The sequence below is a fragment of the Terrabacter sp. P5_B1 genome (assembly GCF_056400505.1).
This window is the reverse complement of record NZ_JBFULD010000076.1, coordinates 1-13,695: the sequence shown is the minus strand read 5'-3', so window position 1 is coordinate 13,695 and position 13,695 is coordinate 1. Positions and strand designations below refer to the sequence as shown.

11 protein-coding genes and 1 pseudogene are annotated in these 13,695 nt (G+C 72.1%); 4 read left to right on the top strand and 8 right to left on the bottom strand.

Annotated features, from left to right (window positions below; all coding sequences use genetic code 11):
* Together AC1DP0_RS07835 and AC1DP0_RS07830 are read right to left on the bottom strand one after the other, a co-directional pair.
* On the bottom strand, positions 1-415 hold a 415-nt coding region (locus AC1DP0_RS07835), incomplete at its 3' end, for a ferrochelatase (protein WP_478083424.1).
* Positions 412-1,119 (bottom strand): trimeric intracellular cation channel family protein, encoded by a 708-nt coding sequence (locus AC1DP0_RS07830; RefSeq protein ID WP_478083423.1) that lies wholly within the window; start codon positions 1,117-1,119, stop codon positions 412-414. The genes AC1DP0_RS07835 and AC1DP0_RS07830, both read right to left, overlap by 4 nt.
* A gap of 164 nt (positions 1,120-1,283) precedes the next feature.
* Here AC1DP0_RS07830 and sepH point away from each other — a divergent pair, with 164 nt between their 5' ends.
* Entirely contained in the window at positions 1,284-2,873 is a 1,590-nt protein-coding gene (sepH, locus tag AC1DP0_RS07825; RefSeq protein ID WP_478083422.1) for a septation protein SepH, read from the top strand.
* Between the two features lie 73 nt (positions 2,874-2,946).
* On the opposite strand, the gene AC1DP0_RS07820 is transcribed toward sepH, so the two are convergent.
* From AC1DP0_RS07820 to AC1DP0_RS07805, 4 genes are all read right to left on the bottom strand, one after another.
* Entirely contained in the window at positions 2,947-3,639 is a 693-nt protein-coding gene (locus AC1DP0_RS07820) for a thymidine kinase (protein WP_478083421.1), read from the bottom strand.
* 11 nt (positions 3,640-3,650) lie between these two features.
* A complete protein-coding gene (locus AC1DP0_RS07815) occupies positions 3,651-4,799 on the bottom strand; it encodes an alkaline phosphatase family protein (protein ID WP_478083420.1) in 1,149 nt (382 codons plus the stop codon).
* A gap of 34 nt (positions 4,800-4,833) precedes the next feature.
* Entirely contained in the window at positions 4,834-5,433 is a 600-nt protein-coding gene (locus tag AC1DP0_RS07810) for a DUF5998 family protein (RefSeq protein ID WP_478083418.1), read from the bottom strand.
* Positions 5,434-5,528: 95 nt separating this feature from the next.
* Positions 5,529-8,228: a bifunctional acetate--CoA ligase family protein/GNAT family N-acetyltransferase gene (locus tag AC1DP0_RS07805; protein WP_478083417.1), complete on the bottom strand. Its 2,700-nt coding sequence runs from the start codon at positions 8,226-8,228 to the stop codon at positions 5,529-5,531.
* A gap of 55 nt (positions 8,229-8,283) precedes the next feature.
* On the opposite strand from AC1DP0_RS07805, the gene AC1DP0_RS07800 reads away from it, so the two are divergent.
* From AC1DP0_RS07800 to AC1DP0_RS07790, 3 genes are read left to right on the top strand one after another with little or no spacing between them, the layout of a single operon-like run.
* Positions 8,284-8,904 (top strand): nitroreductase family protein, encoded by a 621-nt coding sequence (locus AC1DP0_RS07800; protein ID WP_478083415.1) that lies wholly within the window; start codon positions 8,284-8,286, stop codon positions 8,902-8,904.
* Between the two features lie 56 nt (positions 8,905-8,960).
* Positions 8,961-11,504 carry a DNA gyrase/topoisomerase IV subunit A gene (locus AC1DP0_RS07795; protein ID WP_478083413.1) on the top strand — a complete coding sequence of 848 codons (2,544 nt, stop codon included), beginning with the start codon at positions 8,961-8,963 and terminating at the stop codon, positions 11,502-11,504.
* Positions 11,501-12,595: a sucrase ferredoxin gene (locus AC1DP0_RS07790; RefSeq protein ID WP_478083412.1), complete on the top strand. Its 1,095-nt coding sequence runs from the start codon at positions 11,501-11,503 to the stop codon at positions 12,593-12,595. Before AC1DP0_RS07795 ends, AC1DP0_RS07790 begins: the two co-directional genes overlap by 4 nt.
* A gap of 21 nt (positions 12,596-12,616) precedes the next feature.
* On the opposite strand, the gene AC1DP0_RS07785 is transcribed toward AC1DP0_RS07790, so the two are convergent.
* A complete protein-coding gene (locus AC1DP0_RS07785; protein ID WP_478083411.1) occupies positions 12,617-13,459 on the bottom strand; it encodes a tetratricopeptide repeat protein in 843 nt (280 codons plus the stop codon).
* Positions 13,456-13,695 (bottom strand): annotated as a pseudogene (locus AC1DP0_RS07780) (hypothetical protein); the annotation flags it as partial. The gene AC1DP0_RS07785 and the pseudogene AC1DP0_RS07780, both read right to left, overlap by 4 nt.

Below are 13,695 nucleotides of genomic sequence, written 5' to 3'. Positions count from 1 at the left end.
GGTGGCCGGCTGCGTGGCTCTCGCGGAGGGCGTCATCGATGAAGGGCGCACTGTTGCGGTTGCCCCAGACGACCGGTGAGTCGACGCCCCGGGCGTCGAGCTCGGCTCGCAGCGCGGCGATGAGGGCACGGTTCTGGTCGTTGATCGGGCTGCGACCACCGAAGTGGTGGTAGTGCTCGCCGACGGCCTCGAGCCGCTCGTCCGGGATGCCGCGGCCGGCGGTGACCCGTCGCAGGAAGGGCATGACCTCGTCGGGACGCTCTGGTCCGCCGAAGCCCAGCAGGAGCACCGCGTCGTAGGGGGCGAGCTGGGACGGCTCCGCAGCTGGGTCCGGGGTGCGGCCGGGCCGAGTGAGGTCCGKCTGGGCGAGGTCGGACTCGGTCGCGTCGGGCCTCGGTGTCGGGTCTGGTGTCATGTCTCCGCCATCGGTCGTGAACTGGGTTCGGGTTCGGGTTCGCGTGCATCCGTCGTTGGTCGCGGGCTCGTCGTGGGATGGGAGCGCAGCGGGGTCGGGGCGTTGAGGTGGAGGCGCACGGCGAGGATCCGCAGGGTGAAGACGACCGCGGCGGCAGTCCACAGCACCCAGTCCTGGAGGGACTCGAGCTGGGCCGCGACGACCACCACCACGGAGCCGAGCATCGCCGGCACGGCATACAGCTCGCGCCGCAGCACCTCGGGGACCTGGCCCGCGAGCACGTCACGCACCACGCCACCACCAACGGCAGTGATGACACCGACGAGGACGGCGGCGACGGGTGACACCCCCGGCGTGGTCACGGCCTTGAGGCTGCCCGCGACGGCGAAGGCACCGAGGCCGGCCGCGTCGAGGACTCGGACGAAGCGCGTGATGCGCTCGACGCCCGGATGGAACAGGAAGGTCACCAGGCCGCCGAGGGCAGCGGCGGTCAGCAGTCGCCAGTCGCTGATGCCGACCGGCGGGAGGTCGCCGATGAGGAGGTCTCGCACGATGCCGCCGCCGAGGGCCGCCGCGCACGCGAGCACGAGGACCCCGAAGAGGTCGAAGCGTTTCTTGACGGCGACGAGTCCGCCGGACAGCGCGAAGACGAACACGCCGACGAGGTCGAGGGCGAGCTGGGCGGACGCGAATGAGGTGGGCATGCCAGAGCAAACGGTACCCGTGCGGCGTGGGCGCTTTGGCGTGCACCCGAGCCGGTGGCATGCTCGACTGCACGGCGCACCGGTGAGCAGAGCATGCCCCCACCGGAGCCGCCGGCGCGCACATCAGGCACGACCACGCAGACTCGTTACCGGGAGACTCACCCATGCAGCACCTCAGGCTCGTCGGCGTCCACGAGGACGGACTGCACCTGCTGCTCGCCGACGACGAGGGCAACCGCTTCACCGTCCCCCTCGACGAGGCACTCCGTGCTGCGGCACGGCGCGACCGTCCGAGGCTCGGCCAGCTCCAGATCGAGATCTCCGGCGGCCTGCGGCCCAAGGACGTCCAGGCCATGATCCGGGCCGGCATGACGGCCGAGGAGGTGGCCGAGCGGGCAGGCTGGAGCGTCGAGAAGGTCCACCGGTACGAGGGCCCCATCCTGGCCGAGCGCGAGCACGTCGCCAGCCTGGCCCGTCAGGTGCGGCTGCGTCCCCGTGGCGGCTCGTACGGCGGGGCTCCCACCCTCGACGCCCGGGTCGCCGAGCGCCTGCGCACGCGTGAGATCGACGCCGACAGTGCCCAGTGGGACTCGCGGCGCACCGACAAGGGCGCCTGGACCGTGCTGCTCCTCTTCAACGCCGGCGGTCGGCAGCGCGAGGCCGCCTGGTCGTTCGACCCGCTCGCCCGCACCGTGTCGGCGGTCGACGACGAGGCCCGCTGGCTCAGCGAGGACGAGGACCAGCAGGCACCCGGCCCCATCCCCGCCCCGCACCTCGCGGCGTCCACCCGTCCGAGCCGTGTCTACGACGTCGAGGCAGAGGGCGGCGTGGGTGCGTCGGCGACGCGTCGCCGCGAGGGCGAGACCGTCGACCTCATGGCGGCCATGCGCGAGCGGAGCGCACAGCGTGGGCGTCGGCGCCGCCCGAAGTCGACCGAGGTGCCCGGGCTCGACGCGGCGCCGGAGGAGGCACTCCCGCTCGAGGAGGTGGCCCGCGACCCCGGCGCCGAGCTGCCGCCCCCGGCCCACACCCACCCCGAGGACGACCCCGAGGTCGTCAAGACCGGCACGGTCGAGGAGCGGGTCGGTGCCGAGGCCGCCCAGCGCAAGGTGCGTCGCACCGAGCCCACCCAGCCGATGCGCCAGGTGCCCAGCGACTCGACCCAGGCCGACCCCGCGCCCCCGGTCCAGTCCCCCGCCCAGCCTCCGGCCGAGCCGGATTCTCTCCTCGCGGACGAGGAGAGCGAAGGACACACCGACGACGTCGAGCAGGTCGCCGGCGAGGCAACCGCGCAGACGGGAGCCGTGGACCCCGTGCAGTCGGTGGACGTCGTGGACGACGTCGACGACGCGGACGACGCGGACGACGCGGACGACGCGGACGACGACGACACCGCAGCCACGGACGGCGACGAGGACCGGCACGAGGCGTCTTCCGACCCGGTGGCACACGACGAGCCCTCGTTCGAGGAGCGACCCGTCCGTCCGGCAGTGCGCCGGCGGCCAGAGCCTCGGCCGGTGTCCCGCACGGCAGCAGAAAGCAGCGGTGGCAACGACGACACCACCGAAGCCGCGGAGTCCGAAGCCTTCGACGAGGACGGCGGCGACCAGGGCGAGGGCGACGAGATCATCGAGGAGCGCCCACCGGCTCCGCGTGCGAAGCCGGCTCCCCGCCCCGCGCCGGCGGCGCGCAGGTCCGGCCGGCCGAGCGTGCCGAGCTGGGACGACATCATGTTCGGCCGCAAGAACGAGTGACCTGACCCGCGGCCGTCCCGATCGGCCCGCGAGAGGGCGGGACGGCATACCGCCCAGGGGGACCTCGCGAGGCTCAGTCGGCCTGCGTGATCGGCAGGGGCGGCAGGGGGCACACGTCGAGGTCGAAGGGCAGCACCTCGGGTGACACCGCGGCGGCTCGGGCAGCGTGCGAGGTCATCCGACGCATGTAGTGCCGGCGGCAGAGCACCTCGTACTCGACGACGCCTGTGGTTCCGGACTTCGTGTCGCCGACGACGACCTGCTCGCCCTCGACGACCATGCCCCCGTCCAGAACGCGTGCGTTCGTCGTGGCCCGCCGGCCGCACCAGCACAACGCCTCGACCTGGAGCACCTGCACGCGGTCGGCGAGCTCGATGAGCCGCTTGCTGCCGGGGAAGAGCTCCGTGCGGAAGTCCGCGGTGATCCCGAAGGCGAAGACGTCGACGTCCATCTCGTCGACGATGCGCGCGAGCTGCTCCACCTGGTCACCGGTGTAGAACTGGGCCTCGTCGCAGATGAGGTAGTCGATGCGCGTGCCCGCGGTGGCCCGCTCGACGATGGACTCCCAGAAGTCGAGGTCGTCGCCGACCTCGAGCGCACCCGTGGACAGACCGAGGCGCGAGCTGAGGACGTTGCTCCCGGCTCGGTCCATCTTCGTGAAGATGAGTCCGACCCGACCGCGCGCGCCGTGGTTGTGGTCCATCTGCAGGGCGAGGGTCGACTTGCCACAGTCCATGGTTCCCGAGAAGAAGACGAGCTCAGCCACGAGGCACCACCCTAGGTGCCCCGGCGGGGCGGCACCACGACCACCGGTACGGCGAGTTCCGCATCGCTGGTCGACCCGTGCACGCCCAGCAGCGCAACGACCTGGGGTCGCATGAGTCCCGAGTGGACGACGGCGAAGGAGCCATTCATGACGACGACGAGGTCCCCGATCCGGCCCTCGACCCCGAGTCGCACCGGACCGAGCCAGCCCTCGTCGACGAGTCGCTCACGGCTGAGGATGCGGGTCCGGTCGCCGAGCCGCGACGCCCACGCGGCCTCGACATCCGCGGTCGCGCCCGGTTCGGTGTAGAGCTGCAGGTTGCGCGGCTCGCCGCCGAGGTGACGCACGCCCGCCATGAGAGCCGGCTCGTGCACGAGGTCGATGCGGTCGTGGAAGGGAACGTCGACCATGCCGTGGTCGGCGGTGACGACGATCGACGTGTCGTCCGGCACCCGCGCAGCCAGCTGCCGCAGCGCGGCGTCGACGGACTCCACCTCGTCGCCCCACTGCCAGGACTGGCAGCCGTGCACGTGACCGACCTTGTCGACCTCGCCCCAGTAGAGGTAGACGAGCGAGCGCGGCGTCGTGCGCACCGCGGCCACCGCTGCCTCGACGCGGTCCTCGAGCGAGCGCGCCGCGCGGAAGCGACCGCCGCGGAGGGCCGCCGTCGTGAGGCCCGACCCGTCGAAGTAGTGCGGGCCGACCATCGTCACCGACACACCGTCGTTCTCGGCGGCCTCKAAGACGGTCTCGTTCGGCTGCCAGGCCCGGGGGTCGGGTCCGTCCTCCCACGACAGCTCGTTGAGCAGCCGGTCGGTGGCCGGGTCGAGCACATGCATGCCGACCAGTCCGTGGGAGCCCGGCGGAAGACCCGTGCCGAAGGTCCCCATCGACGTCGCGGTCGTCGTCGGGAATCCGCACGGCACACGGTGCGCGGTCGCGAGGTGGCTGCGGAGGAAGGGCGCGTGGCCACTGCGCTGGCGCAGCAGGTCGTGGCCCAGCCCGTCGACGAGCACGACGACCGTGCGTGGCACCGCGGGCAGGTCGAAGACGTCGCGACCGGCATACCGCTGCACCCCGAGGCGGTCGGCCACCGACGGGAGGACGGACGCAAGCGTGCCCGCGGACCAGTCGGTCGGCGCGGAGGCGTCGGCAGTCACGTCGGCAGTCACGTCGGCAGCCACGGCGGGCGGCTCAATGGGCCATGCCGCCACCGATGCTCGCCGAGAGCACCCGGGCGAAGTGCATGGCCCGGCCCACGGCGTCCTCGCCGTCGGCGGCCGAGCTGATGCGCAGCGAGATGTCGTCGGAGGCGATGGTGCCCTCGAAGCCGTGGTCGGCCGTGCAGTCCGGGTCGCCGCACTGGGCCGGGATCATGTCGAGGCGGCTGACGGCCCCCCACCCGAGGGTCAGCGTGAGGTCACGTCCGTGCGTGCCGGGCGTGAAGGTGTCGGGCTGCGCCACGACATGGGTCAGCATGACGCCGCGCACTGCCGCGAGCGGCACCGTCTCGGTGGTGGCCGTCGCCATGAGCTTGTCCTCGGACTCGGCATGGTCGTCGGCGTGGGCGATGACGAGACGCAGCGGCGTGACGACGAGGACGGTCACGTGGCGTCGCACGGTCTCGTGGTCGAAGGTCGTCTCCTGGTGCACGAGGTGCGAGACGACCTCGTCGTCGGCGATCGCAGACTCGACGACGTCGCAGACGAGGGACGGGTAGTAGCCGGCCCGCGTGATCGCCTCGGTGAGGTCTTCGGGGAGGGCTCGGCCGGTGCCCGGGATGGCGTGTCGCATGACCCCATCCTTGCACTCGTGCGCCGTGGGTCCCGCCGCGCCGCCCACAGCCCCGCCCACAAGGTCGCCTCGGGTCCCAGTTGCCGTGGACGCGGTCAGGTCATCCGTCGGCGGCCGGGGTCCTTGCGCACGAGCGCCGGGCGCACGACGACCTCGGCGCCGAGGACGTCGACGCCACCGGTCCAGGCGTTGACGGGGTTGAGCTCCACCGACGACAGCTCGGGATGGTCGTCCGCGAGCACGGACAGACGGGCGATGAGGTCGGCGAGCGCGGCCCGGTGCACGGGGGCCGCACCCCGGTGACCGCTGAGGAGCGGCGCCGCCTTGACGCCGTCGATGAGGTCGGTGACGTCGACGTCGGTGAGCGGCGGGATGCGGTGGGCGACGTCTCCGAGCAGCTCCGTGGGAGGCCCCGCGACGGAGAAGCTGACGACCGGACCGAAGAGCGGGTCCTCGCTCGCCCGGATGACGCAGGAGACCCCGGGCACGGCCATCCGCTGCACGACGAAACGGTCAGCGCCCAGGGGCCCCAGCCGCTGGGTGAGCGAGGCGTGCGCGTCGCGGACCGCCTCGGCGTCGACGAGGTCGCCGCGGACGCCGACGAGACCCGGTTGGTGGCGCACGACGGGTGACGTGGACTTGAGGATGACGGGATACGTCAGCTCCGTCGCGGCTGCGACGGCGGCGTCGACACCGGAGACCTCCACCGCCGGCCAGACGCGTATGCCGTAGGCACCGAGCAGCTCGCGCGCCTCCTCACGCGTGAGCGCCCGCCCCTCCGGACTGCCGGCGAGGTGGGCCGCGATGAGCGCCTCCGCGCGGGGGCGGTCGATCCCGACCGGGGCGACCTGGGTGCCGCGGTCGCGCTGGCGCCACAGGGCGTAGCGGGTGACGGCGTTGAGGGCCCGGACGCCGTCCTCGGGCATGGAGTAGGCCGGCACGGAGCGCCGGATGCCGCTCTGCTCGTAGGAGAGCCCGTCGCCCACACCCCGCATGCCGAGGAACGTGGCGACACACGGCTTCTCGTGGTCGGCGACGATCGTGCGCACGGCCAGGTGCACCTCCTCGTCCGGGGTCACGAGAGGCGGGATGAAGGCCGCGACCACGCTGTCGACCTCTGGGTCGGCGAAGGCGGCGTCGAGCGCGGCCGCGAACTCCTCGGCGGAGGCCTGCGGCGCCAGCGACACCGGCCCGTGCGTGACCTTCAGGCCCCAGCTCACGCAGGCGCTCGCGCTGAGCGCTCCGAGGGCGTCGGAGTTGCCGACGATCGCGACGCGGTCCCCCTTGGGCAACGGCTGGTGGAGGGTCAGCTGTGCGACGTCGAAGAGCTGGTGGACGTTCTCGACGCGGATGACCCCGGCCTGTCGCAGGAGGGCGTCGAACGCCTGCGGGGGCACGTTGGTGACGCGAGTCCGGTGACCGGGCGGGGCGGCGAAGCTCGAGACGCCCGAGCTCACGACGACGACGGGCTTGACCGACGCGAGCGCCCGGGCGATGCGGGAGAACTTGCGGGGGTTGCCCATCGACTCCAGGTAGAGACCGACGGTGTCGGTCTCCTGGTCGTCGATCCAGTACTGCATGAGGTCGTTGCCCGAGACGTCGACACGGTTGCCGGCGGAGGCGAAGACGGAGATGCCGAGGCCCCGTCGGGCGGCCGACGCGAGCACCGCGACGCCGAGCGCGCCGCTCTGCGCGAAGAGGCCGAGCCGACCGGACGGGGGGATCACCGAGGCGAGGGTCGCATTGAGCCGGACCGCGGGGTCGTTGTTGATGAGACCGAAGCTGTTGGGACCGACGACGCGCATCCCGGCGCGACGCACCCGGCGACGCAGCCTCTCCTGCAAGCGGATTCCCTCCTCGCCCGCCTCGGCGAAACCCGCCGAGAGGACGAGCAGCGCCTTGACGCCGGCCTTGCCGCAGTCCTTGACGACGTCGATGGCCTGCGCCGCCGGGACGACGACGACGGCGAGGTCGACGGGCTCGGGCACGTCGCGGATGCTCGGGTAGGCCTTGAGTCCCTGGATCTGCTCCGCGACGCGGTGGATGGGGTAGAGCTCGCCCTGGAAGCCTGCTGCGAGGATGTTGCGCATCACGAGGGCGCCGATGGACTCCTCGCGCCGGCTGGCGCCGATGACGGCGACCCGCTCGGGGAAGAGGATCGTGCGCATGCTGAGCGCCTCGGCACGGTGCTCGCGGGAGAGCTGGACCGCCTTGCTCTGCTCGGTCGGCGAGATGTCGAACGACACCTCGACGACGCCGTCCTCGATGTGGTGGGTGACCTCGTAGCCGGCCTCCTTGAAGACCGTGAGCATCTTGCGGTTCTGCGGGAGCACCTCCGCGACGAACCGGTTGATCCCCATCTCCTGCGCGATGGCCGCCAGGTGCTCGAGCATGACCGAACCGATGCCCTTGCCCTGGAAGTGGTCCGAGATGTTGAAGGCGACCTCGGCCGAGCCCGGGTCGATGCGGTCGTAGCGACCGATGCCGATGATCTCGCTGTCGAGGGTCGCGACGAGGGCGACCCGGTCGCGGTGGTCGACGTGGGTGAACCGGTGGATGTCCCGGTCGCTCAGCTCGCGCAACGGCGCGAAGAACCTCAGGTAGATGGACTCCGCGGACTGCCGGCTGTGGAAGTGACGGATGCCCTCGGCGTCGGCGGGCGTGATGGGACGGACGTGGGCGACCGTGCCGTCCCGGAGGACGACGTCCGCCTCCCACTCGACCGGGGCACCGGTGGACTGCGCCGAGACTCGCTCGATCGCATCGGTGTCGTCGCTGAGCTCGCCACCCTCCATGGGGTCATCGTGTCACGCCGGCTTGAGCGACCCCGGGAGATGGGAGTCTGGTCGCATGGAGTTCACCGAGGTCGTCCGCTCCCGACGCATGGTTCGCCGCTACGACCCCGACCGGCCGGTCCCTGGGGAGGTCGTCGAGCGCTGCCTCGCCAACGCGGTCCGGTCCCCCAGCGCCGGGTTCAGCCAGGGCTGGGACTTCCTGGTCCTGACCACGCCGGCCGAGCGCGAGGGCTTCTGGGCCGCCACGACGGAGCCCGACGTGGYCGGCGACTCCTGGCTGGACGGCATACGGGCGGCTCCCGTGCTCGTGCTGTGCCTCTCGCACAAGGACGCCTACCTCGACCGCTACGCCGCGCCCGACAAGGGCTGGACCGACCGTGACGAGGCGCGGTGGCCCGTCCCCTACTGGGACGTCGACACGGGCATGGCGTCGCTCCTGATCCTGCTCACCGCCACCGACGCGGGGCTCGGCAGCCTCTTCTTCGGCGTGCCGCCGGAGCACCACGACGCCGTCCACAGTGCCTTCGAGATCCCCGTCAGCCGCACCATCGTGGGGGTCGTGTCGATGGGGTATGCCGTCCCGGGACCGAAGAGTCCAAGCCTCCGCCGGCACCGTCGAAGCGGTCGCGAAGTGGCCCACTGGGGCCGTTTCGGCGTGGCAGGCGAGCAGGCGTGAGACCCCTGAGCGAAGATGAGACGCCCACCCGCTAGCCGCAAGGAGCACCACCCGGCATGGCCCGACGTACGACCACCCCGCCTCCCCCCGAGGACTTCGAGGAGAAGATCGTCGGCATCGACGTCGAGGAGGAGATGCAGAACGCCTTCCTCGAGTACTCCTACAGCGTCATCTACAGCCGTGCGCTCCCCGACGCCCGTGACGGCCTCAAGCCCGTGCAGCGACGCATCCTCTACGGCGCCAACGAGCTCGGCCTGCGACCCGACCGTGGGCACGTCAAGAGCCAGCGCGTCGTCGGCGAGGTGATGGGCAAGTACCACCCCCACGGCGACCAGGCCATCTACGACGCCCTCGTGCGCATGGCCCAGCCGTTCACCCTGCGCCTGCCCCTCATCGACGGCCACGGCAACTTCGGCTCGCTCGACGACGGACCCGCCGCGGCGAGGTACACCGAGGCGCGCATGGCCAGTGCCGCGCTCCTCATGGTCGCGGGTCTCGACGAGGACACCGTCGACTTCGTCCCCAACTACGACGACACGCAGCTCCAGCCCGGCGTGCTGCCCGCGGCATACCCGAACCTCCTCGTCAACGGCGCCGCCGGCATCGCCGTCGGCATGGCCACGAACATGCCGCCGCACAACCTCGTCGAGGTGATCGGCGCCGCGCGGCACCTCATCGCCAACCCGACGTGCTCGCTCGAGGACCTCATGAAGTTCGTCCCCGGGCCCGACCTGCCGTGTGGTGGCAAGATCGTCGGGCTGGAGGGCATCCGCGACGCCTACCTCACAGGTCGTGGCAGCTTCCGCACCCGGGCGACGGCGCGCATCGAGTCGATCACCCCCCGGCGCAAGGGCATCGTCGTCACCGAGCTGCCCTACCTCGTCGGACCCGAGAAGGTCATCGACAAGGTCAAGGACCTCGTCCAGGGCAAGAAGCTGCAGGGCATCGCCGACCTCAAGGACCTGTCCGACCGCGCCCACGGCCTGCGGCTCGTCATCGAGATCAAGAACGGCTTCAACCCCGACGCCGTCCTCGAGCAGCTCTACAAGCTGACGCCGATGGAGGAGAACTTCGGCATCAACAACGTCGCGCTCGTCGAGGGCCAGCCGCGGACCATGGGTCTGAAGGACCTGCTCAAGGTCTATGTCGACTTCCGCACCGACGTCGTGCGGCGCCGCACCACCCACCGACTCGCCAAGCGCGAGGAGCGCCTGCACCTCGTCGAGGGCCTGCTCATCGCCATCGTCGACATCGACGAGGTCATCCAGGTCATCCGCAGCTCCGACGACGCCGCCACGGCACGCGAGCGCCTCATGGACGTGTTCGACCTGTCCGAGGCCCAGGCGACCTACATCCTCGACCTCCAGCTGCGCCGCCTCACGAAGTTCTCGCGCATCGAGCTCGAGACCGAGAAGACCGAGCTCGAGCGTGCCATCGAGGAGCTCCGGGCCCTGCTCGAGAACGAGAAGCTGCTCCTGAAGCTCGTGTCCACCGAGCTCGCCGACGTTGCCAAGGCGCACGGCACCCCGCGACGCACCGTGCTCCTCGAGAGCTCGGGTGCCAGCGCGACGGCCACGGCCAGCTCGCCACTCGAGATCGCCGACGACCCGTGCTGGGTGCTGCTGAGCTCGACCGGCCTGCTCGCCCGGACCGGCACGGCCGAGCCCGTCACGGCCGAGGGGTCGCGCTCCAAGCACGACGTCGTCATCGGTGCGGTCCGCACGACCGCTCGCGGGGAGTTCGGCCTCGTCACGAGCGCCGGCCGGATGGTGCGCCTCTCGGCGCTCGACCTGCCCACGCTCCCCCCGACGAACGGCGCGCCCAGCCTCTCGGGAGGGGCACCTCTCGCGGCCTACGTCGATCTCGGCAAGGGCGAGGAACCGGTGACCATCGTGCCGATCGGCGCGGACGCACCCGTCGTGGCCATGGGCACCGCGGCCGGCGTCGTCAAGCGAGTCACCTCCGAGGCGCCCAAGAGCAACGACTGGGACGTCATCAGCCTCAAGGACGGTGACCGCGTGGTCGGTGCCGCGGTCGCAGACCGCGAGGACCTCGATCTCGTCTTCGTGACCACGGACGCCCAGCTCCTGCGCTTCCCGGCGAGATCCGTGCGCCCGCAAGGGCGGTCGGCCGGCGGCATGGCCGGCATCAAGCTGGCCTCGGGGGCGCGGGTGCTGTTCTTCGGCGTCGCCGACCCGGCGCGCGACGGTGTCGTCGTCACCTCCTCCGGCTCCTCGGGTGCCCTGCCGGGCACCGAGGGAGGCTCCCTCAAGGTGACGCCGTATGCCGAGTACCCCGCCAAGGGGCGCGGGACCGGAGGCGTCCGCTGCCACCGCTTCCTCAGGGGCGAGGACACCCTCGTGCTCGCCTTCGCCGGCAACACCCCCGCCCGGGCGGCTGCTGCGAACGGTGTAGCCATCGAGCTGCCGGACGCCGACGGGCGACGCGACGGCTCCGGTGTCGCGACCACCGCAGTCATCGCCCACGTGGCGGGGCCTCCGGCTGACGCCCCGCCGGACGCGGCAGCGCACACCGCGGTGTCGGGAGGCTCCGAGTCCGTCGACCCTGACGGCGGCCGCAGCGACGGCGGCGACGCATGACCTCGTCCATGCCGGGCAGGGCCGTCCGGCGGGCTGCCGCGACGGCCGGCGCGGCAGCGGCCGCGGTGGCGTCGGTCGTCGACGCCCTCACCGGCGATGCCAACGAGCACGACGAGCACGACGAGCACCCCGCGACGACGGGCCACGGCACGCCGGCCACCGACGCGTGCTCGGTCCAGTGGGACCAGGACGGCACGAGCGCCTACGGCACGGCCGCGACGGCGCGCTTCTTCGTCGTCGTCGAACAGCCTGGACCGTGGGGGCGCGACGCGGCGCGAGAGTCGCACCTCGACCCCGAGCTCGGGGCCGAGCTGGACGCCCGCACCAGTCGGGCAGGGGGTCGCTTCATGCTCGTCCGCCGTCCCGGTGGGCACCCGGCGCACGACGGCCCGCGGCAGGTGCTGGTCGCGCACGCGGGTGCCAGGCCGGAGGACGCGTGGTTGCTGACCGCCGAGGTCGACGACGTCGGTGACCTGCTCGGACTGGACTGGGGAGCGCTCGCGCGTGGTAGCCGCGCCCTCGTGCAGGCCTCGCTCCTCGGGTCGCATCCCGGGGAGCCGGCCCTGCTCGTGTGCACGAACGGTCGCCGCGACGTGTGCTGCGCCGTTCGGGGGCGTCCGCTCGCCGCGCATGCGGCGCGGGTTGCCCCCGGCCGTGCGTGGGAGGTGTCCCACACGGGCGGCCATCGGTTCGCGCCCACCGCCGTGCTCCTCCCCTGGGGTCAGACCCTGGCGCGCCTCGACCACCGCGCGTCGGAGTGGGTGCTCGCTGCGAGCGAGACCGGACACCTGCCCGCCGAGCTGCTCGGTCCGCTCCACGACCGTGGACGATCCGGCGTGCCAGGGCCGTCGCAGTGCGCCGAGTCCCACGTCCGTGCCGAGATCGGCGAGACCCGGCTCGCCGCCCTCTGGGCCGACCTCCCCGAGGAGAGCGACGGCGGCTGGCAGGTCATCGTCACGCACACCGACGGCCGCCGGTGGCGCGTCCGGGTCACGCGCGAGCCGATCGGACGCACCCGCCCCGAGTCATGTGGCAAGAAGGCCATCGAGGTGCTGGAGCATCGAGCCTCGATCCTCGAGGCCTGGTTCTGACCCCGAGGTCCGGGTGACTCGTCACCACGGCTTGGGGACCGTCTGCGAGCTGTCTCCGGGCGACGTGTCGTCGCTGCCCTGCTGCTGTTGCTGGTTGCGCTCGATGGTGTTCTGTCGCTGCTGCTCCTTGAGGTAGTCCTGCTCCTGCTGGCTCGGGGTGCTGCGGGGGTCCGGCTTCGGCTCGGCCGGCTGGCTCGGGCTGGGCTGCTGCTGGTCCTGCGGCTGCTGCTGCTGCGGCGGCGCGTCGGCGTTCTTCTGCTCCATCCGCTGCTGCGCCTGCCTGAGCTGGTCGCCGGTCTTTCCTCCGTCAGGAGCCTCGCACAGCGGCGGACGCCCCTTCGTGATGGTGATCCCCTTGTCGTAGAACTGCTTCCACTCGTCGGTGCGCTCCCGCGCCTTGGCCGCGTCGCCGAGAGCCTCATAGGTCAGGCCCAGGTTGACGCGCACCCTGCAGTCGTCGACCCCGCCCTTGGGCACCTGCTCGAAGGCCTGCTCGAACCAGGGCCGGGCCAGGTCGAAGTGCCCTGAGAGGACATGGGAGTCTCCGATGGCGAAGGGCGACCGGAACGGCTCCACGATGTTGACCCACCCCTGCCGCTCGCCCCAGAGGAGTGTGCGGGGCTTGTCACCGGCCCGGTAGGCGTCGAGGGTCTGCGCATGCACGAGGTTGAGCGAGAGCAGCCGCGCCGCCACGAGGACGAGCAGGACGACGACCGGGGCGGAGCCGAGCAGCAGGCGACGCCTGCGGCGGCGTAGGTGTGGCGGCAGGGTTCGGCCGTGACGTCTGCGTAGGCGCCCACGACGGCGTACGTCCGCCGTCGGTGCGGCGCCCGCGACGGCGGGCCTCTCGTCGATCTGCGTCATGGGCGGGCCACCCTTCGTCGGCGGGTCTGGACGAGCGCCGCGACGCCRGCGCCCACCTCCCAGGCGGCGATGCCGGCGACCCCCATGAGGAGCGGCCAGTACAGCTCGCGGCGGGCGAGCACCTTCTGCTTCTCGATCTCGTCGCTCGTGCCGAAGCGCTCGAGGTCGATGCCGTCGACCACGGGGCCGATGGCGTCACCCGCCTCGCGGTGGACGTAGGCCACGCCGAGCTGGTC